General features: G+C 60.1%; 15 protein-coding genes. 5 read left to right on the top strand and 10 right to left on the bottom strand.

Features of this window, described 5'->3' with window-relative positions:
• Positions 1-54: 54 nt before the first annotated feature.
• On the top strand, positions 55-1,596 hold the full coding sequence (locus tag BSF44_RS04075; RefSeq protein WP_095942387.1) for an alkaline phosphatase: 1,542 nt from the start codon (positions 55-57) through the stop codon (positions 1,594-1,596).
• Between the two features lie 129 nt (positions 1,597-1,725).
• Here the strand turns inward: BSF44_RS04075 and BSF44_RS04070 are convergent, their stop codons facing one another.
• Together BSF44_RS04070 and BSF44_RS04065 are read right to left on the bottom strand one after the other, a co-directional pair.
• Positions 1,726-4,254 (bottom strand): sulfite reductase flavoprotein subunit alpha, encoded by a 2,529-nt coding sequence (locus BSF44_RS04070; protein ID WP_095942386.1) that lies wholly within the window; start codon positions 4,252-4,254, stop codon positions 1,726-1,728.
• A gap of 254 nt (positions 4,255-4,508) precedes the next feature.
• Entirely contained in the window at positions 4,509-6,833 is a 2,325-nt protein-coding gene (locus BSF44_RS04065) for a TonB-dependent siderophore receptor (RefSeq protein WP_095942385.1), read from the bottom strand.
• A gap of 206 nt (positions 6,834-7,039) precedes the next feature.
• On the opposite strand from BSF44_RS04065, the gene BSF44_RS04060 reads away from it, so the two are divergent.
• Positions 7,040-7,720: a Fe2+-dependent dioxygenase gene (locus BSF44_RS04060; RefSeq protein WP_095942384.1), complete on the top strand. Its 681-nt coding sequence runs from the start codon at positions 7,040-7,042 to the stop codon at positions 7,718-7,720.
• Positions 7,721-8,482 carry a tetratricopeptide repeat protein gene (locus tag BSF44_RS04055; RefSeq protein ID WP_256588960.1) on the top strand — a complete coding sequence of 254 codons (762 nt, stop codon included), beginning with the start codon at positions 7,721-7,723 and terminating at the stop codon, positions 8,480-8,482.
• A gap of 157 nt (positions 8,483-8,639) precedes the next feature.
• Here the strand turns inward: BSF44_RS04055 and BSF44_RS04050 are convergent, their stop codons facing one another.
• The 5 genes from BSF44_RS04050 to BSF44_RS04030 form a co-directional block, all read right to left on the bottom strand.
• Positions 8,640-9,803: a type III PLP-dependent enzyme gene (locus BSF44_RS04050; RefSeq protein ID WP_095942382.1), complete on the bottom strand. Its 1,164-nt coding sequence runs from the start codon at positions 9,801-9,803 to the stop codon at positions 8,640-8,642.
• Between the two features lie 661 nt (positions 9,804-10,464).
• Complete coding sequence (locus tag BSF44_RS04045; protein WP_095942381.1) at positions 10,465-11,622, bottom strand: betaine/proline/choline family ABC transporter ATP-binding protein; 1,158 nt, start codon at positions 11,620-11,622, stop codon at positions 10,465-10,467.
• Positions 11,619-12,272, bottom strand: a complete 654-nt coding sequence (locus BSF44_RS04040) for an ABC transporter permease (protein ID WP_095942380.1) — start codon at positions 12,270-12,272, stop codon at positions 11,619-11,621. The genes BSF44_RS04045 and BSF44_RS04040 overlap by 4 nt, the downstream gene beginning before the upstream one ends.
• Before the next feature lie 12 nt (positions 12,273-12,284).
• Positions 12,285-13,178 (bottom strand): glycine betaine ABC transporter substrate-binding protein, encoded by an 894-nt coding sequence (locus tag BSF44_RS04035; RefSeq protein ID WP_095942379.1) that lies wholly within the window; start codon positions 13,176-13,178, stop codon positions 12,285-12,287.
• 20 nt (positions 13,179-13,198) lie between these two features.
• Positions 13,199-13,915 (bottom strand): ABC transporter permease, encoded by a 717-nt coding sequence (locus BSF44_RS04030; RefSeq protein ID WP_095942378.1) that lies wholly within the window; start codon positions 13,913-13,915, stop codon positions 13,199-13,201.
• Positions 13,916-14,354: 439 nt separating this feature from the next.
• Here BSF44_RS04030 and BSF44_RS04025 point away from each other — a divergent pair, with 439 nt between their 5' ends.
• Positions 14,355-15,938: a peptide chain release factor 3 gene (locus BSF44_RS04025; RefSeq protein WP_095942377.1), complete on the top strand. Its 1,584-nt coding sequence runs from the start codon at positions 14,355-14,357 to the stop codon at positions 15,936-15,938.
• A 338-nt stretch (positions 15,939-16,276) separates the two neighbouring features.
• Positions 16,277-16,531, top strand: a complete 255-nt coding sequence (locus BSF44_RS04020) for a hypothetical protein (protein WP_095942376.1) — start codon at positions 16,277-16,279, stop codon at positions 16,529-16,531.
• A 195-nt stretch (positions 16,532-16,726) separates the two neighbouring features.
• Here BSF44_RS04020 and BSF44_RS04015 read toward each other — a convergent pair whose 3' ends face one another.
• The 3 genes from BSF44_RS04015 to BSF44_RS04005 are packed head-to-tail and all read right to left on the bottom strand — an operon-like array spanning position 16,727 to position 19,597.
• Complete coding sequence (locus BSF44_RS04015) at positions 16,727-17,707, bottom strand: peptide ABC transporter ATP-binding protein (RefSeq protein ID WP_095942375.1); 981 nt, start codon at positions 17,705-17,707, stop codon at positions 16,727-16,729.
• Entirely contained in the window at positions 17,707-18,675 is a 969-nt protein-coding gene (locus BSF44_RS04010; protein WP_095942374.1) for an ABC transporter ATP-binding protein, read from the bottom strand. The genes BSF44_RS04015 and BSF44_RS04010 overlap by 1 nt, the downstream gene beginning before the upstream one ends.
• Before the next feature lie 10 nt (positions 18,676-18,685).
• Positions 18,686-19,597: an ABC transporter permease subunit gene (locus BSF44_RS04005; RefSeq protein ID WP_095942373.1), complete on the bottom strand. Its 912-nt coding sequence runs from the start codon at positions 19,595-19,597 to the stop codon at positions 18,686-18,688.
• Positions 19,598-19,606: the final 9 nt, after the last annotated feature.

The raw sequence follows: 19,606 nt of genomic DNA, 5'->3' as shown, positions 1-19,606 counted from the left end.
CATGCCAGGGTCATAGGGCCATGCTTTAGTTTTTCCTTTTTCAGGGAGAACACCATGAGCGATTTCAACCTCGGGCGCCGTCGTGTCATGCAAGCGGTCGGCGCCGGGCTGTTGTTGCCGGGGCTGGCGCCGGCGGTGATCGCTTCGGTCAAGGATCGGCCGCAACTCACCGACGGCGTGCAGTCCGGCGACCTGCTGGGCGACCGGGCAATCATCTGGAGCCGCTGCGATCGCCCCGCGCGGATGGTGGTGGAGTGGGACACCCGCAGCCTGTTTCCCAACCCCCGGCGATTCGTCTCGCCCCTGGCCGATGCGCGCACCGATTTCACTGCCCGGGTCGAGCTCACCGGGCTGCCCGCCGACCAGGCGATTTTCTATCGCGTGCAATTCGAGGAAGCCCAGAGCGGCGTCGCCAGCGAGCCCTGGTTCGGTCATTTGCGCAGCGTGCCGCAAACCCGCCGCGACATTCGCTTTGTCTGGAGCGGCGACACCGTCGGGCAGGGCTTCGGCATCAACCCGGACATTGGCGGCATGCGCATCTACGAAGCAATGCGCCTGCGTCTGCCGGATTTTTTTATCCACAGCGGCGACACCATTTACGCCGACGGCCCGATCCCGGCGCAGCTCACCACGGAAGGCGGCCGGGTGTGGCGCAACATCACCACCGAAGCCAAGAGCAAAGTCGCCGAGACCCTCGATGAGTATCGCGGCAACTATCGCTACAACCTGATGGACGAAAACATCCGTCGTTTCAACGCCGAGGTCCCGCAGATCTGGCAGTGGGACGACCACGAAGTGGTGAACAACTGGTCGCCAGGCAAACAGCTGGATGCGCGTTATCAGGACAAGGATATCCACAGCCTGGTGGGCCGCGCACGCCAGGCCTGGCTCGAATACGCGCCGATGCGTTTGCAGAGCGGCGATGGCGGCGGGCGGATCTATCGCAAGCTTGGCTACGGGCCGCTGCTCGATGTTTTCGTGCTGGACATGCGCAGTTATCGCGGGGCCAACGATGACAATCTGGGCGCTGAAAAACCCTTCCTCGGGCGTGAGCAACTGGACTGGCTCAAGCGTGAAATGCAGGCCTCGAAGGCGCAATGGAAAGTGATCGCCGCCGACATGCCCATTGGCCTCGGCGTGCCCGATGGTGAAGTCAGTCCCGGTGTCGCGCGCTGGGAAGCGGTGGCCAACGGTGACCCCGGCCCGGCCCAGGGGCGCGAACTGGAGATCGCCGAATTACTCGGTTTCCTGCGGGCGCAGCAGGTGCGCAATTTCCTGTTCCTGACCGCGGATGTGCATTACTGCGCGGCCCATCATTACCACCCGGATCGGGCGGCGTTCCAGGATTTCGAGGCGTTCTGGGAGTTCGTCGCCGGGCCGTTGAATGCCGGCAGCTTCGGGCCGAACGCGCTGGATAAGACCTTTGGTCCTGAAGTGGTGTTCGAGAAGGCGCCGCCGGCGCAGAACGTCTCGCCGTTTGCCGGATTTCAGTTTTTTGGCGAGGTGAATATCGATGGGCAAACGGGGGAGTTGAGCGTGGTGTTGCGGGACCTGGACGGGGTGTCTGTATTCGAGCAGAAGTTGCAGCCGGTCTGACTGACTCTGGGTCCCTGTAGGAGCGAGCTTGCTCGCGATGAACCTGAGGATAACGCGCTCATCCTGTATGAACGCGTCATCGTTAACGACCATCGCGAGCAAGCTCGCTCCTACAGGGAAATCATTGGGTCAGTACACGTCGCGGCGGTAGCGGCCCTGTTCGATCAGGCGCTCCACTTCGGCGGCGCCCAGCACCTCGTTGAGCACCTGGTCCACGCCCGAAGCCATGCCTTGAAGGCTGCCGCAGATGTAGATCACCGCACCGTCCGCCAGCCACTTCTTGAGCTCGGCTGCCGATTCACGCAGGCGATCCTGCACGTAGAACTTTTCGGCCTGGTCGCGGGAAAACGCCAGGTCGAGGCGCGCCAGGTCACCATTGATCAGCCACTCCTCCAGCTCCTTTTGGCACAGGTAGTCGTGCTCGCGATGGCGCTCGCCAAACAACAGCCAGTGACGTTGCTGACCATCGGCGATCCGGGCCTTGAGCAGGCTGCGCAACCCGGCCAGCCCCGTGCCATTGCCCAGCAGGATCATCGGCACCGCTTGGGCCGGCAGATGGAAACCACTGTTGCGCCGCACGCGCAGGCTGATGGAACTGCCCACCGGCGCGTGCTCGGTCAACCAGCCGGAGCCGACGCCGAGGTTGCCGTCGGCATGCACTTCCTGGCGCACGATCAATTCCAGCACGCCATCGGCCGGGATCGAGGCAATGGAATACTCGCGCATGGCCAACGGTACGAGGGCCTCTGCCAGTGCTTGAGCGTGCAGGCCGACCAGATGGGTGCGGTTCTCCGGCAACTGGCGGCTGGCCAGGGCCTGTTCGAGGGTTTCTTCCAGGCCGTTGAGTTGCACTCTGGTTTCCCCGTGAATCCCCATGCCGTCGAGGAAGTGCTCGATGGCCCACGGGCAATTGCGTGGCATCACTTCCACCAGGTCGCCTGCCAGCCAACTGCTGGTGGAAGGAGGCTTGAGGCCCAGCAAGTACACCGGCGAACCATTGCTGTCCGGATTGAGCAGTTCACGATGCAGCAGGGTCCAGTTGTTGTAGCCGGGCGCTTGCCAGGTATCGACGGGAGCCTGGCCGGTCAACAGGCCCAATTGCTGTTGCCAGTGACGCAAGGCGTAAGGGTCACCGCTGTCGACCTCCACCGGGGCGAACAAGGTTTTGCCGCCGTGTTCGCCGAGCCAGGTGTGCAGGCGCTTGGCGAATCCGCAGAAGTGTTGATATTGCCGGTCGCCGAGGCCGAGTACTGCATAGTTCAGGCGTTCCAGACTTGGAGTGCGGCCCAGTACCTTGCGTTCGAAACCGCGGGCGCTGTCCGGTGCTTCGCCGTCGCCAAAGGTGCTGACCACGAACAAGGCATTGTTCGATTCATGCAAGTCCTGCTCGCTGACGTCCGCCAACGGTTGCACTTTGACCGGCAAGCCTGCGGCCTGCAATTGCCCGGCGGTTTGCCATGCCAGCTGTTCGGCAAAACCACTTTGGCTGGCGAAGCCGATCAGCCACGTCGGCGCATCGCTGGCGGGTTGCACGAGGTCTTTGCGCGCCTCTTTTATCTGGCGTTTTTTGCGCCGACGATCCAGGTACAGCATCCAGCCTGTGACGAAGAACAGCGGCATGGTCAGCGCGGTGATGGTCAGGATGATGCGCCCGGCGATGCCGAAATAACTGCCGACGTGCAGCGCATAGATGCTGGTCAGCAGTTGCGCCTTGAGGCTCTTGTCGCTGTAGCGATCAACGCGCTTGACCACGCCGGTGGCCGGATCGAGGGTGATCTGGTTCAGGGCGCGGTCGTGAGGCGAACTTTTCAGCAGGAAGTACACAGTCGCGGGTTGCCCGGCCACGGGCGGCATGCGTACGTTATAGGAACTGAGTAGCGGACCGGCCGCGCTGTAGATGCTGCTCCACATCGCCGCGTAATCGGCTGTCGGTGCCGGACCGCTCGGCGCAGGCCCGCGTCCGCCGCGCACGCGTTCGCTCTGCGGTGAGTCGGAGAGCAAGCGGGTCAGGCCTTTGTTGTACCACTCGTAGGACCAGGACAGCCCGGTTATCGCCGCCAGGAGGTAAAACACCAGGCACCAGGTGCCGGCCACCGAGTGCAGGTCCCAGTTGAAGCTGCGGCCCTTTTTCTTCCAGTCCAGAGTCAGCCAGGCGCGCCAGCTTCTCCACTGGCGAGGCCAGCGCAGGTACAGGCCGGACAGGCAGAAAAACACCAGGATCAGCGTGCACGCGCCGGTGATCTGCCGACCTGTGTCACCCATGGCGAGAAAGCGGTGCAGTTGCAACATCAGGCCGAAGAAGTCCTGGCCGGTGGCGTCGCCAAGGAATTCGGCGGTGTAGGGATCGAAGTAGCGCATCTCGCCACGGCGCTCGCCCGGTGGCGGGGTGAACCACACTTTGGCGGCGTTGCCGCTGTCGGTTTCCACGGTGAGCATCGAGACTTTTTTGCCCGACGCGGCTTCGATTCGCTCCACCAGTTCGACGGGCGGCAGCACACCGGCGACCTGTTTATCGACCTGCAACACGGAAGGGTTGAGTGTGCTCAGGATTTCATCCTGAAACGACACCGCCGCCCCGGTGATGCCCATCAGGGCCAGGACCAGCCCGGCGCTGATTCCGAAAAACCAGTGCAACTGGAACAGGGTTTTCTTCAACACGTCGCTCGCCTTGTTCGTTCAAATTGATTCATCACGGCGCGCATTATGCCGTGGGGTTGTCGAGAAGCATTCTTTTTTACGCACAAAGGCCCCGTTCATGTGGATGAACGGGGCCTGGCCACACACCAACTATGTAGGAGCGAGCCTGCTCGCGAAAAACTCGAGAACGACGCGGGGGTCAGGCTAGTCGCGTTATCGTTGACGACCATCGCGAGCATGCTCGCTCCTACAGGAAGTTGTTGGTCGCATTTCCATCAGAAGTGGAAGTTGGTACTCAGCAAAGCGGTGCGACCGGCTGCCTGGTTGGCGAAGTGAGTCGAGAACGCCTTGTCGTAGTAGGTCTCGTCGGTCAGGTTCTGCACGTTCAGTTGCAAATCGACGTTCTTGCTCAGCTTGTAGGCCGCCATCGCGTCGTAACGAACGTAGGAATCGACCATGGTGGTGTTGGCGGCACTGCCGAACACGTCGTCGACATAGAACGCACCGCCGCCAATGGTCAGCTTCGGCGTGACTTGATAGGTCGTCCACAGGCTGGCGCTGTTTTTCGGCGTGTTAGGCAATTCGTTGCCATCGTTGGCTTTGTTTGCCGGCATGTCGCCGCCATCGACTTGCTCGCTGTCCATGTAGGCGTAACCGGCGAAGACCTGCCATTTGTCGGTGAGCTTGCCGGTGGCCGACAGTTCGACACCTTGAACACGGGTTTTGCCGACGTTTTCGTAAGTCGTGGTGTTGGTCTGCACACGAGCGTTTTCTTTCTCGGTGCGGAAGATGTCGGCAGTCAGGGACAGACGATCGTTCAGCAGGTCCCACTTGGTACCGATTTCGTAGTTCTTGGTGGTTTCCGGCTCCATGTCGCTTTTCAGCAGGTTGCCATTGCGATCCGGCGTGCCACCCAACGGGTTGCCTTCCGAACCTTCACCCAGGGTGTTGCCCGGTGGCGTGGCAGACGTCGCGTAGGACGCATAGATGCTGCCGTTTTCGGCGGGTTTGTACACCACACCGAACTGACCGGTAACGAATTCGCTGGTGTCATCGCCCTTGGACGTGGTCACGCTGGAACCGTTGAAGGTTTTGTAGTCGGTGTCGAAATGGTCGTAGCGCAGGCCCATGTTCACCAGCCACTGCTCGGTCAATGTCAGGGTGTCGAACACATACAGTGCGTAGGTGTTGGCCTTGGTGTCGGTGCCCGCGTAGTTGCGCGAGATGGCACCGCTCCACGGATCATTCGGGTTCGGGTTGGACAGCGAGGTGCAGTTGTAACCGCTTGGCGCGCCGATCAGGGCTGGCGAGCAGTTATTGGTTACCGCTGCCGTTCTCGGGGTGGTGTCCGTGTTGACGTTGTACGAGGATTTTTCACTTTCCTCGTGTGTGTATTCGACACCGGTGGAGAAGCTGTTCTTGAACCCGGCGATGTAGATATCACCAAACAGGTCGGTCTGGTTGGTGGTGGTCTCGGTGTTGCTCACGCGGGTATTCGCCCGACGCCAGACACTGCCGTTGTTGACGTTGCCTTTACTGTCGTCCGGCTGGGTCAGGATGTAATCCTGCATGCTGGAGCCGTGACGCAGGGTGTTCTTGATGGTCAGCGAGTCGCTCAGGTCGTGCTCGATGGCGAAGGTCGCGGTGTCGGTGCGGGTCTTGCGGAAGTCGCGATCGGTCAGACCATAGAAGTTGCTGCTGTCACCGCCGTCATTCGGCTTGTCCGGGTTGGACTTGGTACGGGCAGCCGAGCCACCGACCGGGATGGAGTACGGAATACCCGAGTCCGGCAGGTCGTTGCTTTCAAGATGGTAGTAGTCGAGGTTGACGCGAGTGTCGGTGCCCAGACCGAAGGCCAGGGACGGTGCGACACCCCAACGGTCGTAGTTGACGCTGTCACGTCCGGCGACGTTGCTCTCGTGGCTCAGCAGGTTCAGACGGCCAGCGGCGGTGTCGGTGAACTGGTAGTTGCCGTCGAAGGTGTAGCGCTGGGTCTGATCGGAGCCCCAGGTGAAACCACCGTCGAGCGAATCGCCCAGGTGAGCTTTCTTGCTGACCAGGTTGATGCTGCCGCCCGCGGCGCCACGACCACCGATGGCGGAGTTCGGGCCCTTGCTGACTTCGATCGATTCAACGGCGAAGATTTCGCGGCTCTGGGAGCCGGTATCGCGCACACCGTCCAGGTAGGTGTCGCCCTGGGCGTCGAAACCGCGGATGAACGGACGGTCGCCCTGAGGGTTACCGCCTTCACCCGCACCGAAGGTGATGCCCGGAACAGTGCGCAGCGCGTCCTGCAGGTTGAGCGAGCCGGTGTCTTTCAGAACCTGTTGCGGAACGACGGTCACCGAGCGCGGCGTGTCGATCAGCGGGGCGGTGTACTTGGGCGAGGAGGCTTTCTCGACGTTGTAGGTTGTCTCGTCCTGGGCTTCGCCGGTGATGGCGGTGGCGCCCAGCGAAATCACTTTGTCCGGTGCTTTTTCGTCGGTTTTTTCCGCCGCGAAAACCATGTGGCCCGCAGACCCGGCAGTAATCGCCATGCCGATGGCCGATGCGAGCAAACGTGGTGAACTGACCGGTACTTGTGGTTGTTGACGCGACATTTGAATTCCCCTCCCCCAGGATTTGAGGTGGCGGAATATAGGGTAAATACGTATTCGTAACAATTGCGAAATATTACTATTCGCACTGAATTTACATTCTTTACAATTTAACCTTACGGTTTTTGCTGACTCATTCGTCAGATGGGTTTTACACAGGCAATAAGAATCAATACCATTGGCATCCCTTTGTTTTCAGGTGTCTTGCCATGCTGCTGCATATTCCAGGTCTGTTCGAAAAAGACGAGGTGCGGCGCATTCGCGAGGCTCTGGAGCAAGCCGATTGGGCCGATGGCAGGATCACCGCCGGTTACCAGTCGGCCAAGGCCAAGCACAATTTGCAGTTGCCTGAAGGGCATCCGCTGGCCAAGGAAATCGGCGCGGCGATGCTGGAGCGGCTGTGGAAAAATCCGCTGTTCATGTCAGCAGCCTTGCCGCACAAAGTCTTTCCTCCGTTGCTGAACTGTTACACCGCCGGTGGCAGTTTCGACTTCCATATCGACAACGCGGTGCGTCAACCCAAGGGCAGCATCGAGCGGGTGCGTACGGATTTGTCCGCCACGCTGTTCTTCAGCGAACCGGAGGATTACGACGGCGGCGAGCTCGAAATCCAGGACACCTTCGGCACCCAACGGGTGAAGCTGCCTGCCGGTGACATGGTGCTGTACCCAGGCACCAGTCTGCACAAGGTCAACGCGGTGACGCGGGGAACGCGACTCGCCTCGTTTTTCTGGACGCAAAGCCTGGTGCGTGAAGACAGCCAGCGCGCCCTGTTGTTCGAGATGGACGGGGCCATCCAGCAACTGACCCGCGATGTGCCCGATCATCCATCGCTGATCCGCCTGACCGGTACCTATCACAACCTGTTGCGTCGCTGGGTCGAGGTGTAAGTGGCGGATTTTCGTTTACGCCGCGAGGAAATGCTCGACGGTGAGCGCCTGCGCGCGATGCTCGACGAAAGCCCGGCCCGGGCGGCCCAGGCGATTCTGATCGCGGCCCGCGAAGACGTCCTTGATGCGCAGGCGTTGCTCGGGCAGATTTTGCTGGACGGGCAGGGCATTGCTCAGGATCGGCCGCTGGCGCTGCGTTGGTTCGACATCGCCGCGCGGCGCGGGCATGTGATGGCGCGTAACATGCTTGGCCGTTGTCATGAGCATGGTTGGGGCTGTGCTGCCGATGCATCGCTAGCGGCCAGGCATTACCGACTTGCCGCCACGGCAGGGCTGGATTGGGCGATGTACAACTACGCCAATCTGCTGGCGACCGGGCGCGGGGTGGTTGAGGATCAACTTCAAGCACTGAGTCTGTATCGCCGTGCGGCTGAGTCGGGCCATGCAAAATCGATGAATCTGTTGGGGCGGTATCTGGAAGAAGGGCGGGTCTGTCCGGCGGATCCGGCAGCGGCTCGTAACTGGTATCGACGTTCGGCCGAGGGCGGGGATTTTCGCGGGCAGTTCAGCTTTGCAGCGGTCTTGACCGGCGAAGGGAATATCGAGGACGCGTTGGTTTGGCTGCGCAAGGCGTTGGCCGGGGGGAATTTGAATTTTCTGCGAGTGGCGAGTCAGGCGCTGATGGGGGCGGTCGATCCGAGGGTTCAGGCGCTGGCCCACGAATTTCATCATCGTGCCGAAGAATTAACCCCAGTCTCTTGAGCCTTTGTGGGAGCGAGCCTGCTCGCGATGACGTCATGACATTCAACATCAATGTTGACTGAGCTGTCGCCATCGCGAGCAAGCTCGCTCCCACAGGGATTTGCATAAACAAAAAAACCCATGACATGTCATGGGTTTTTTGTTTTTTAGGCAGTCTTTACACGTAGAACGACTTCAGCGGCGGGAAGCCATTGAACTCGACGGCGCTGTAGCTGGTGGTATACGCACCGGTCGACAGCCAGTACAGGCGATCACCGATGGCCAGGTTCAGCGGCAGGCCGTACTTGTAGTTTTCGTACATGATGTCGGCGCTGTCGCAGGTAGGACCGGCGATGACCACTTCTTCCATCTCGCCCTTTTTCTCGGTCCAGATCGGGAACTTGATGGCTTCGTCCATGGTTTCGATCAGACCGGAGAATTTGCCCACATCCGTGTACACCCAACGCTCTACCGCGGTACGGGATTTACGTGCGACCAGTACCACTTCGCTGACCAGGATGCCGGCGTTGGCGATCAGCGAACGGCCTGGCTCGAGGATGATTTCCGGCAGGTCATCACCGAAGTCTTCCTTCAGGAAGCGGATGATTTCCTCGGCGTAGGTTTCCAGGCTGTTGGTGCGGGTGATGTAGTTGGCCGGGAAGCCGCCGCCCATGTTGATCAGCTTCAGGTGAATGCCGTCTTCTTCCTTCAGGCGCTCGAAGATCACTTTGACCTTGGCGATCGCCGCGTCCCAGACGCTGATGTCGCGCTGTTGCGAGCCGACGTGGAACGAGATGCCGTAAGGCACCAGGCCCAGGTCGCGGGCGAGGATCAGCAGGTCCATGGCCATGTCGGTCTGGCAGCCGAATTTGCGCGACAGTGGCCAGTCGGCGGTGGTCGAGCCTTCGGTCAGGATGCGCACATAAACTTTTGCACCCGGGGCGGCCTTGGCGATGTTGCGCAGGTCGGCTTCGGAGTCGGTGGCGAACAGGCGCACGCCCTTCTCGTAGAAGTAGCGGATGTCCTTCGATTTCTTGATGGTGTTGCCGTAGCTGATGTGGTCGGCGCTGACGCCGCGATCCAGCACTTTGTCCAGCTCATAGATAGAGGCGATGTCGAAGCTCGAGCCTTTCTCTTTGAGCAGGTCGATGATTTCCACGGCCGGGTTGGCCTTGACCGCGTAGTAGACCTTGGCGAATTCGAAACCGGCGCGCAGGTCGTCATAGGCCTGGCTGATCATCGCGGTGTCGATCACCACGAACGGGGTTTCCTGTTTGTCGGCGAACGCCTTCATTTTCTGAAAGGTTTCGCGCGCGAAATAGTCTTCGACCTGGATCGACATACCTGGGAGCTCCTAATGGCAAACGAGTAAAAACAATGGGTGCAAATGAACGTCCTCCGTATCCCCACTTTGGTTCGCCTACTTCCCAAGGCATGTCGCCGAAAGCAAAAAGGCCATGGGAAGTGCAGCTTTCCCTTGGCCTTGCTGTCTCGTCGTCAGTACTTGAGCCGGATGGATCGTTTCCAGCATGGACGTTCGGCGCGAACTTTAGGGCGTGAGGGGCTTGAGATCAACAAAAAATGTCGCGTTTTTGCACTCTTCTGACGCGCGTTACGAGCATTACTCTTTGTAACCGACACAGATGACAGTCGGATGTTCCCGAGGAATTCGGAGGTGTTAAAAATACCTGCACGTTCGACGCTTTTGTACGCCAAGTCGCTAGTAACTACGATGGCGTCAACATCGGCGACGTTGCCTGCGAAAAGGTGGGCTGAGAGGGGATTTGACTATTTCAGAACGTGTTTACGGATGGTTTTTACAGACGCCACTGTTGATATTTTTTTCCGGTATGCCGATTACCCAAAAATTGCACAAACCTTGTAGGAGCGAGCCTGCTCGCGATGGCATTTTCACTGCCAACATCGTCGTTGACTGATATTGCGCTATCGCGAGCAGGCTCACTCCTACAGGTTTTGCGTTTTTTACCGGGCGATTTGGGTGATCAGGCGACCACCGCCTCGGCCGGCGAGACGATATTTGTCTTCATCCCGCGCGACCGACCAGAGCTCAGATACGCCGCAATCGACTCCTGCGTGACCTCGCCAAGGAACACCCGCTCGGCATCCATTACCGGCAACCACGCCCGATTGAACTCGTACATGCGTGACAGCAGGATGCGCAAATGTTCGTCGTACGCCGCCGTGGCATTGAAGTCGCGTTGGTACTGCGCGCAGGTGCCGGTCTGACGGTGCAGGTCGCGACGTCGTACGTAACCCAGGGCTTTATTCTCGGCACAAGTGACCACGACATAGCGTCGGTCATGCTCGTCCATCAACTCCAGCGCTTCGGTCACCGGGGTATGCGGGCTGACGGAGGGTGCATTGTCCGCTGCATCTTCGGCTTTCACCAACAGCAGACGCTTGAGTGTGCTGTCCTGGCCGACGAAGTTGCTGACAAATTCATCCGCCGGGTGCGCGAGCAGAGTGTCAGGGTGATCGATCTGCAGCAGCTTGCCGGCGCGGAAGATCGCGATCTTGTCGCCGAGCTTGATCGCCTCGTCGATGTCGTGGCTGACCATGATCACGGTCTTGTTCAGCGCCCGCTGCATGTCGAAGAATTCGTTCTGGATCATCTCGCGGTTGATCGGGTCGACCGCACCGAAGGGTTCGTCCATCAGCAACAGCGGCGCATCGGCGGCCAGTGCGCGAATGACGCCGATCCGCTGTTGTTGGCCACCGGACAATTCCCGTGGATAACGATGCAGGTATTGCTTGGGTTCAAGCTTGATCATGCTCATCAACTCGCGGGCGCGGTCGTGGCATTTCTGCTTGTCCCAGCCGAGCAGCTTAGGCACGACCACTATGTTCTCCTCGATGGTCATGTTCGGAAACAGGCCAATCTGCTGGATCACGTAGCCGATGTTGCGACGCAGGGTCACTTCGTCGAGGCCTGTGGTGTCTTCGCCGTTGATCAGGATTTTGCCCGAGGTCGGTTTGATCAAGCGGTTGATCATTTTCAGCGTGGTGCTTTTGCCGCAACCCGATGGCCCGAGGAACACGCAGATTTCGCCTTCATTGACGGTCAGGCTTACCGAGTCCACGGCTTTCACATCTTTGCCGTTGCTTTGGAAGGCCTTGCTGAGGTTTTGAAGTTCGATCATTTCAGGAGTCCTTTTGGAGTCAGCGAGCGTTGCAGCATTTGCAGGATCAGGTCGGCGATGATCGCCAGCACGCTGACCAGTACGGCACCGACAATCAGCATCGACATGTCGCTGCGGCTGATGGAAGCGAGGATGAGTACGCCCAGGCCGCCGGCGCCGATGGTGGCGGCGATGGTCATGACGCCGATGTTCATCACCACGGCGGTGCGCACACCAGCGAGGATCACCGGCACGGCGATGGGCAGTTCGACCATGCGCAGGCGCTGGCCGAAGGTCATGCCGATGCCGCGGGCGGCTTCGCGGATGCCCGGCTCGACATTGGTCAGGGCCAGGTAGGTGTTGCGCATGATCGGCAGCAGCGAGTACAGGAACACCGCGGTAATCGCCGGCATCGGCCCCAGGCCCTGGCCGAACTTGGAGTAGAACGGCAGCAGCAGGCCGAACAAGGCAATCGACGGCACGGTCAGCAGCACCGTGGCGCTGGCTTGCAAGGGGCCGGCGAGACTCGGGAAGCGCGTCATCAAAATGCCCAATGGCACGCCGACCAGAATCGCCAGGGTCACGGCAATACCGACCAGGGTGATGTGTTGCCACGTAAGGTGTAAGACCAATGGCCAGTCGAGATGGGAAAAGGCGTTCAGGAATTCCATGACTTTTCCTCCTTAATTGATCGGATGCTGGCGCAGAAAATCGGCGGCAACGGCTGAAGGACTTTGGTGCTCGACGTCGACCCGCGCGTTGAGTTCGCGCATGGTGTTGTCGTCGAACAGTTCAGCCAGCGGCTTGAGTTGAGCGGCCAATTGCGGATGCGCATCGAGGTAGGCCTGACGCACCACCGGCGCGGCGGTGTAGTCCGGGAAGTAATGCTTGTCGTCTTCCAGCAGTTTCAGCTTGAAGGCGTTGAGGCGACCGTCGGTGGTGTAGACCAGGCCGGCAAACACCTGGCCGTTACGCAACGCGGTATAGACCAGGCCGGCGTCCATCTGCCGGATGTTCTTGCGGGTCAGGTTCATGTCGTAGAGCTTGACCATGCCATCCAGACCGTCCGAACGGTTGGCGAACTCGGTATCCAGCGCCACCAGGTTGTTGGTCTCGGCTTCCTTGCGCAGCACCCTGTTCAGCTCACTGATGGTGTTGATTTGCGGGTATTGGTCGGCGACGTTCTTCGGCAGGGCGAGGGCGTAGGTGTTACTGAATTTCGACGGGGTGAGCCAGACCAGGCCTTTTTTCGCGTCGAGTTCTTTTACTCGGGCGTAGGACTGTTCGCTGTCGAGTTTTTCGGTGACATGGTTGTAGGCCACCAGCGAAACGCCGGTGTATTCCCAGAGCATGTCCAACTGGCCACTTTCGTGGGCGCTGCGGGCCAGATTGCTGCCCAGGCCGCCGGTCACTTGCACCTCGTAACCCTTGGTGCGCAGGTACTGCGAGGTGATCTCCGCCAGCAGTGTCTGCTCGGTGAACACCCGAGCGCCGATGCGGATCAAGGGTTTGTCAGCGGCTTGGGCAAATCCTGCGAACAGCAGGACGCAGCCTAGTAAAAAGCTTGATGTTTTCATGACGATTCCTTTGCCGGGGCTTAAGACGGGCGCAAGCCGCGTTCGAGCCAGAGGCGGCTGGCGAGTGTCACCAGGCCGTCGAGCAACAAGGCCAGCAGAGCGGTGCAGGCCGCGCCGAGCAGCAATTGCGGCTGATTGTTCAGGGCGATGCCAGGGAAAATCAGGCTGCCGAGACTGTTGGCGCCGATCAGGAACGCCAGCGGCGCCGTCCCGACATTGATCGCCAATGCCACGCGCACACCACCGATGATGATCGGCACCGCGTTGGGCAATTCGACTTTCCACAGCACCTGGAGCGGGGTCATGCCGATGCCGACGGCGGCTTCCTTGAGCGAACCCTGAACGTTTTTCAGGCCTTCATAGGTGTTGCGCACGATGGGCAGTAGCGAGGCGAGGAACAGGGCGAAGATGGCAGGACCGCTGCCGATGCCGAGGATGCCCAGGGCAATGGCCAGGACGGCGAGCGGCGGAACGGTGTTGCCGATGTTGAAGAACTGCATGAAGCGTTCGGCGCGGCCGACCATGGACGGGCGGCTGAGGAAGATGCCGGCAGGAATGCCCACGACAAGGGCGGCCAGCATGGAAGCGAGGACGAGAACCAGATGAGCTTGCAGGTAAAACAACAAATCGTCGCGGTAAAGTTCGATCGTGTTGATGCCGATCCATTGGATCAGCAGGGCCAGAAGGGCGATTACCAGCGCGCCTCCTATCAGCCCTTTGCCATAGTGGATAGCCACAGGCGGACTCCTTTTTTCAGTCGGCGAACACTTTTTCGTGTGGCAACGCCATTCCTGGCTGCCGAAAAAATGATCGCGATAAGCAGCTCTTGCCGAGCGCGTTCCACTGTAGGAGCGAGCTTGCTCGCGATGGGCGTCAACGATAACGCTGGGTACTTGAATGTACGCGTTGTCTGGACGTTTTTCGCGAGCGAGCTCGCTCCTACAGAGGGTAAGCGCACGGCTATCGAGCCATGAGCACAGCCTCGTCAGGCCGAATTGCAGGTGTTTCAGGCCCCCGACGAGTGGTCGTAACGGGGGAGTGGACGTCTCCTTGCTTTAAAAGGTTCCCATCTGAAGCAGCATTTGGCCACCCCTAATATGCTCAACGGTTCGGTTCTTGGATCAACTTGGGCTATAATCTGCGCCCTTTTTTGAATCACCTGCCAGGCGATTTCCCATGACCAAACAGGCCGCCGAAGTCGCGAAACGCCGCACTTTCGCCATTATTTCCCACCCCGATGCCGGTAAGACCACCATCACCGAGAAGCTCTTGCTGATGGGCAAGGCGATTGCGGTAGCCGGTACGGTGAAATCTCGTAAGTCCGATCGCCATGCCACCTCCGACTGGATGGAAATGGAAAAGCAGCGTGGTATCTCCATTACCACGTCGGTCATGCAGTTCCCGTATCGCGAACACATGATCAACCTGCTCGACACCCCGGGCCACGAAGACTTCTCCGAAGACACCTACCGCACCCTGACGGCGGTGGACTCGGCGTTGATGGTGCTCGACGGCGGTAAAGGTGTAGAGCCACGGACCATCGCCCTGATGGACGTCTGCCGTCTGCGTGACACGCCGATCGTCAGCTTCATCAACAAACTCGACCGTGACATCCGCGACCCGATCGAACTGCTCGACGAAATCGAGGCCGTCCTCAAGATCAAGGCGGCGCCGATCACCTGGCCGATTGGTTGCTACCGCGACTTCAAGGGCGTGTATCACCTCGCCGATGACTACATCATCGTGTACACCGCCGGTCACGGCCATGAGCGCACCGATGTGAAAATCATCGAGAAGCTCGACTCCGATGAAGCCCGCGCCCATCTGGGTGACGAGTACGAGCGTTTCATCGAACAGCTGGAACTGGTGCAGGGCGCCTGCCACGAGTTCAACCAGCAGGAGTTCCTCGACGGCCAACTGACCCCGGTATTCTTCGGTACGGCACTGGGCAACTTCGGTGTCGACCACGTCCTCGACGCCGTGGTTGATTGGGCCCCCCGCCCACTGGCACGCGTGGCCAACGAGCGTACCGTGGAGCCGGTGGAAGAGAAGTTCTCGGGCTTCATCTTCAAGATCCAGGCGAACATGGACCCGAAACACCGCGACCGCATCGCCTTCATGCGTATCTGCTCCGGCAAGTACGAAAAAGGCATGAAGATGCGCCACGTGCGCACCGGCAAGGACGTGCGGATCGGCGACGCGCTGACCTTCTTCTCCTCCGAGCGTGAGCAGCTTGAAGAGGCGTTTGCCGGCGACATCATCGGCCTGCACAACCACGGCACCATCCAGATCGGCGACACCTTCAGCGAAGGCGAAGTCCTGGGTTTCACCGGCATCCCGCACTTCGCTCCGGAATTGTTCCGCCGTGTACGCCTGAAAGATCCGCTGAAATCCAAGCAACTGCGCCAGGGCCTGCAACAGCTGGCCGAAGAAGGCGCGACCCAGGTGTTCTTCCCGGAACGCAGCAACGACATCATCCTCGGCGCCGTCGGTGTGCTGCAGTTCGATGTGGTCGCCAGCCGTTTGAAGGAGGAATACAAGGTCGAGTGCTCCTACGAGCCGATCACTGTTTACTCGGCGCGCTGGATCGAATGCAGCGACAAGAAGAAGCTTGAGGAATTCTCCAACAAGGCCGTGGAAAACCTGGCACTGGACGGCGGCGGTCACCTGACCTACCTCGCGCCTACGCGGGTCAACCTGGCCCTGATGGAAGAGCGCTGGCCGGACGTGAAATTCCGTGCGACGCGTGAGCATCACTAAGCGCTGAATTGCAAAATCCAAAAGCCCCGACGTGAAAGCCTCGGGGCTTTTTATTGTCTGTTGCAATTCCCTGTAGGAGCGAGCTTGCTCGCGAAGATTCCAGCCGCGCTGCGTTTATCCGGACAGAGCGCGTCATCGTTAACGTCCATCGCGAGCGAGCTCGCTCCTACACGATTCTTCGGTGTTAGTGGAGTTAGGAATAGCCCCTATTCCAAACCGGTCTCCAAACCCTCTGCATTTTCCCCCGCTCGATAGCATCCAATCTGGAGAACCCGGCTGATCGGAACTAGATTTGACTCAGCGCCAGACAGGCACTCAACGAAAGGAAGGAATCGGCTATGAACAGATTGTTTCGCGTTTTACTGCTGTTGAAGGTGATGGTGATGTTTTCGCTCGGAACTTCGATGGCGTGGGCCGAGTGTATCGATCATGGGGAGCAGGCTTCGAGCGGGCAGGCGGGTTATGCGGGGTTGATGATCGCCAAGTCAGAATCGGAACCAGGAGATCAGGGGCAGGGTGGTGCTGACAACGACGATGACTCGACCACCGACGAGCCGGACTCCGATGAGGAAGAAGGCGACAGCCAGACCTAGTCACTCTATTGCAGGCAAAAGAAACCCCCTTCTACCTGAATGATGCGCAATCGAGGCGGAAGGGGGTGAGTTAACGCTGACTGCTTGAGCTACTCAATCCCTGTGGGAGCTAGCCTGCTAGCGATTGCGGTGTACCCGTAAACAGAAATGTTGACTGGTATGCCGCTATCGCCAGCAGGCTGGCTCCTACAGTTTTTATGCCGCGCCGTCGAGGAATTGTTCGGCGTAGTGGCAAGCCACCTGGCGGCCGGCGAGCAGGCGCAGGGCCGGCTCTTCAGTGCTGCAACGCTCGGTGGCGTACGGGCAGCGCTTATGGAAGGCGCAGCCGGACGGCGGGTTCAACGGGTTGGGCAACTCGCCGACGATCTTGATTTTCGGCTTGTCCGGATCCGGGTGGATGGCCGGCGTCGCCGACAACAGCGCCTGGGTGTAGGGGTGCAGAGGGCGGGAGTAAATGTCCTCTTTCGCCCCCATTTCCACCGGACGACCGAGGTACATCACCATCACGTGGTCGGCAACGTGGCGAACCACTGCCAGGTTGTGGGAGATGAACACATAGGCGGTGTTGAACTCCTGTTGCAAATCCATGAACAGGTTGAGCACCTGCGCCTGAATCGACACGTCCAGTGCCGAGGTCGGCTCGTCCGCCACCAGCACTTTCGGTTGCAGCATCATCGCGCGGGCCAGGGCTATCCGCTGGCGTTGGCCGCCGGAGAACATGTGCGGATAACGCTGGTAGTGCTCGGGACGCAAGCCCACTTGCTTCATCATCGCCTGGACTTTCTCGCGACGTTCCGCGGCGCTCAGGTTGGTGTTGATCAGTAGCGGCTCAGCCAGTTGATCGCCGACTTTCTGCCGAGGGTTCAACGAGGCGTACGGGCTCTGGAACACCATCTGCACGTCCTTGCGCAGTTGCTTGCGCTGGGCCTTGTCGGCGCCGGCGACTTCCTGGCCAGCGATTTTCAAGGAGCCGGAGGACGGCTCTTCGATCAGGGTCAGGGCGCGTGCCAGGGTGGATTTGCCGCAACCCGACTCGCCTACGACAGCGAGGGTCTTGCCGGCTTCCAATTCGAACGACACGCCGTTGAGGGCGCGCACGGTGGCGTGACCCTTGAACAGGCCTCGGGACACCTCGTAGTGACGGGTCAGGTTGCGGGCGGTAAGAACGACGGCCATTACGCCACCTCCTGGTTCAGCGGGTAGAAGCAGCGAGCGAGGCTGTTGCTTTTCTGGTCAAGGGCCGGACGTTGTTGACGGCAGTTGTCTTTCACGTACGGACAGCGCGGCGACAGCAGGCAACCCTGCGGGCGGTCGTAGCGACCGGGAACGATGCCCGGGAGGGTCGACAGACGTGAAGCGCCCAGGCTGTGTTCCGGAATCGCCTTGAGCAGTGCTTCGCTGTACGGGTGCGCCGGGATGTCGAACAGTTGCGGCACCTGACCGACTTCGACCGCTTGGCCTGCATACATCACGCACACGCGCTGGGCGGTTTCAGCCACGACGGCGAGGTCGTGGGTGATCAGCACCAGGCCCATGTTCTGCTCTTTCTGCAAGGCCAGCAGCAGGTCCATGATCTGCGCCTGAATGGTGACGTCCAGTGCGGTGGTCGGTTCGTCGGCGATCAGCAGTTTCGGTTCGCCGGCAATTGCCATGGCAATCGCGACACGCTGGCTCATGCCACCGGACAGTTGATGCGGGTAGGCGTCCATGCGGCTGGCGGCACCCGGGATCTCGACTTTTTCCAGCAGTTCGATGGCGCGCTTGCGGGCAGCCTTGCCGGACATTTTCAGGTGCAGGCGCAGCACTTCTTCGATCTGGAAACCGACGGTGTAGCTCGGGTTCAGCGCGGTCATCGGATCCTGGAAGACCATGGACAGGTCTTTACCGACGATCTGTCGACGCTGGCGATTGTTGAGCTTGAGCATGTTCTTGCCGTCGAAATTCAGGGCGTCAGCGGTGACGATCCCCGGATGCTCGATCAGGCCCATCAGCGCCATCATGGTCACGGACTTGCCGGAGCCGGACTCGCCAACGATGGCCAGCACTTCGCCCTTGTCCACTTGCAGGTCGAGACCATCGACGACTGGCGTAGCGGTTTTGTCGCCGAAGCGAACGTTGAGATTCTTGATTTCTAGCAGTGACATGGGAATCTCCTCAGGCGGCGTTCTTGAGTTTCGGGTCCAGCGCATCGCGCAGGCCGTCGCCCATCAGGTTGATTGCCAGCACGCTGAGCAAAATGGTCAAACCAGGCAGGCTCACCACCCACCAGGCGCGTTCGATGTAGTCGCGGGCCGAAGCCAGCATGGTGCCCCACTCAGGGGTTGGCGGTTGTACGCCAAGGCCGAGGAAGCCCAGTGCGGCGGCATCGAGGATCGCCGAGGAGAAGCTCAGGGTGGCCTGAACGATCAGCGGCGCCATGCAGTTTGGCAGCACTGTGACGAACATCAGGCGTGGCAGGCCGGCACCGGCCAGGCGCGCGGCGGTCACGTAGTCGCGGTTCAGTTCGCCCATCACCGCGGCGCGGGTCAGACGAACGTAGGACGGCAGGGACACCACGGCAATGGCGATCACGGTGTTGATCAGGCCAGGGCCGAGGATGGCGACGATCGCCACGGCCAGCAGCAGGGACGGCAGGGCCAGCATGATGTCCATCAGACGCATGATGGTCGGGCCGAGCACGCGCGGGAAAAACCCGGCGAACAGACCCAGCAGGATCCCCGGAATCAGCGACATCACCACCGAGGACAAGCCGATCATCAAGGACAGGCGCGAGCCAGTGATCAGACGCGACAGCAGGTCGCGGCCCAGCTCATCGGTGCCGAGCAGGAACTGCAGTTGCCCACCTTCCAGCCAGGCCGGCGGAGTCAGCAGGAAGTCGCGGTATTGCTCGCTCGGGTCATGAGGGGCGACCCACGGGGCGAAGATCGCGCAGAAAATCACCAGCAGCATGAACATCAGACCGGCGACGGCACCTTTGTTCTTGGAGAACGCTTGCCAGAATTCTTTGTACGGAGACGGGTACAGCAGGCTTTGATCGACTGCTACCGATGGAATTGGAGTGGTCATGGTCATGAT

The organism is Pseudomonas sp. ACN8 (assembly GCF_002303925.1).
GTDB lineage: Bacteria > Pseudomonadota > Gammaproteobacteria > Pseudomonadales > Pseudomonadaceae > Aquipseudomonas.
Note: the sequence above shows the minus strand (reverse complement) of the source record. Positions and strands in the feature narration are given on the sequence as shown.

Excerpts from the sequence above, each read along its gene's own strand:
- BSF44_RS04065 (WP_095942385.1), bottom strand. The coding sequence starts at position 6,833 with ATGTCGCGTCAACAACCACAAGTACCGGTCAGTTCACCACGTTTGCTC.
- BSF44_RS04040 (WP_095942380.1), bottom strand. The coding sequence starts at position 12,272 with ATGGAATTCCTGAACGCCTTTTCCCATCTCGACTGGCCATTGGTCTTA.
- BSF44_RS04060 (WP_095942384.1), top strand. The coding sequence starts at position 7,040 with ATGCTGCTGCATATTCCAGGTCTGTTCGAAAAAGACGAGGTGCGGCGC.
- BSF44_RS04050 (WP_095942382.1), bottom strand. The coding sequence starts at position 9,803 with ATGTCGATCCAGGTCGAAGACTATTTCGCGCGCGAAACCTTTCAGAAA.
- BSF44_RS04015 (WP_095942375.1), bottom strand. The coding sequence starts at position 17,707 with ATGGCCGTCGTTCTTACCGCCCGCAACCTGACCCGTCACTACGAGGTG.
- BSF44_RS04045 (WP_095942381.1), bottom strand. The coding sequence starts at position 11,622 with ATGATCGAACTTCAAAACCTCAGCAAGGCCTTCCAAAGCAACGGCAAA.
- BSF44_RS04035 (WP_095942379.1), bottom strand. The coding sequence starts at position 13,178 with ATGAAAACATCAAGCTTTTTACTAGGCTGCGTCCTGCTGTTCGCAGGA.
- BSF44_RS04020 (WP_095942376.1), top strand. The coding sequence starts at position 16,277 with ATGAACAGATTGTTTCGCGTTTTACTGCTGTTGAAGGTGATGGTGATG.
- BSF44_RS04025 (WP_095942377.1), top strand. The coding sequence starts at position 14,355 with ATGACCAAACAGGCCGCCGAAGTCGCGAAACGCCGCACTTTCGCCATT.
- BSF44_RS04010 (WP_095942374.1), bottom strand. The coding sequence starts at position 18,675 with ATGTCACTGCTAGAAATCAAGAATCTCAACGTTCGCTTCGGCGACAAA.
- BSF44_RS04075 (WP_095942387.1), top strand. The coding sequence starts at position 55 with ATGAGCGATTTCAACCTCGGGCGCCGTCGTGTCATGCAAGCGGTCGGC.
- BSF44_RS04005 (WP_095942373.1), bottom strand. The coding sequence starts at position 19,597 with ATGACCACTCCAATTCCATCGGTAGCAGTCGATCAAAGCCTGCTGTAC.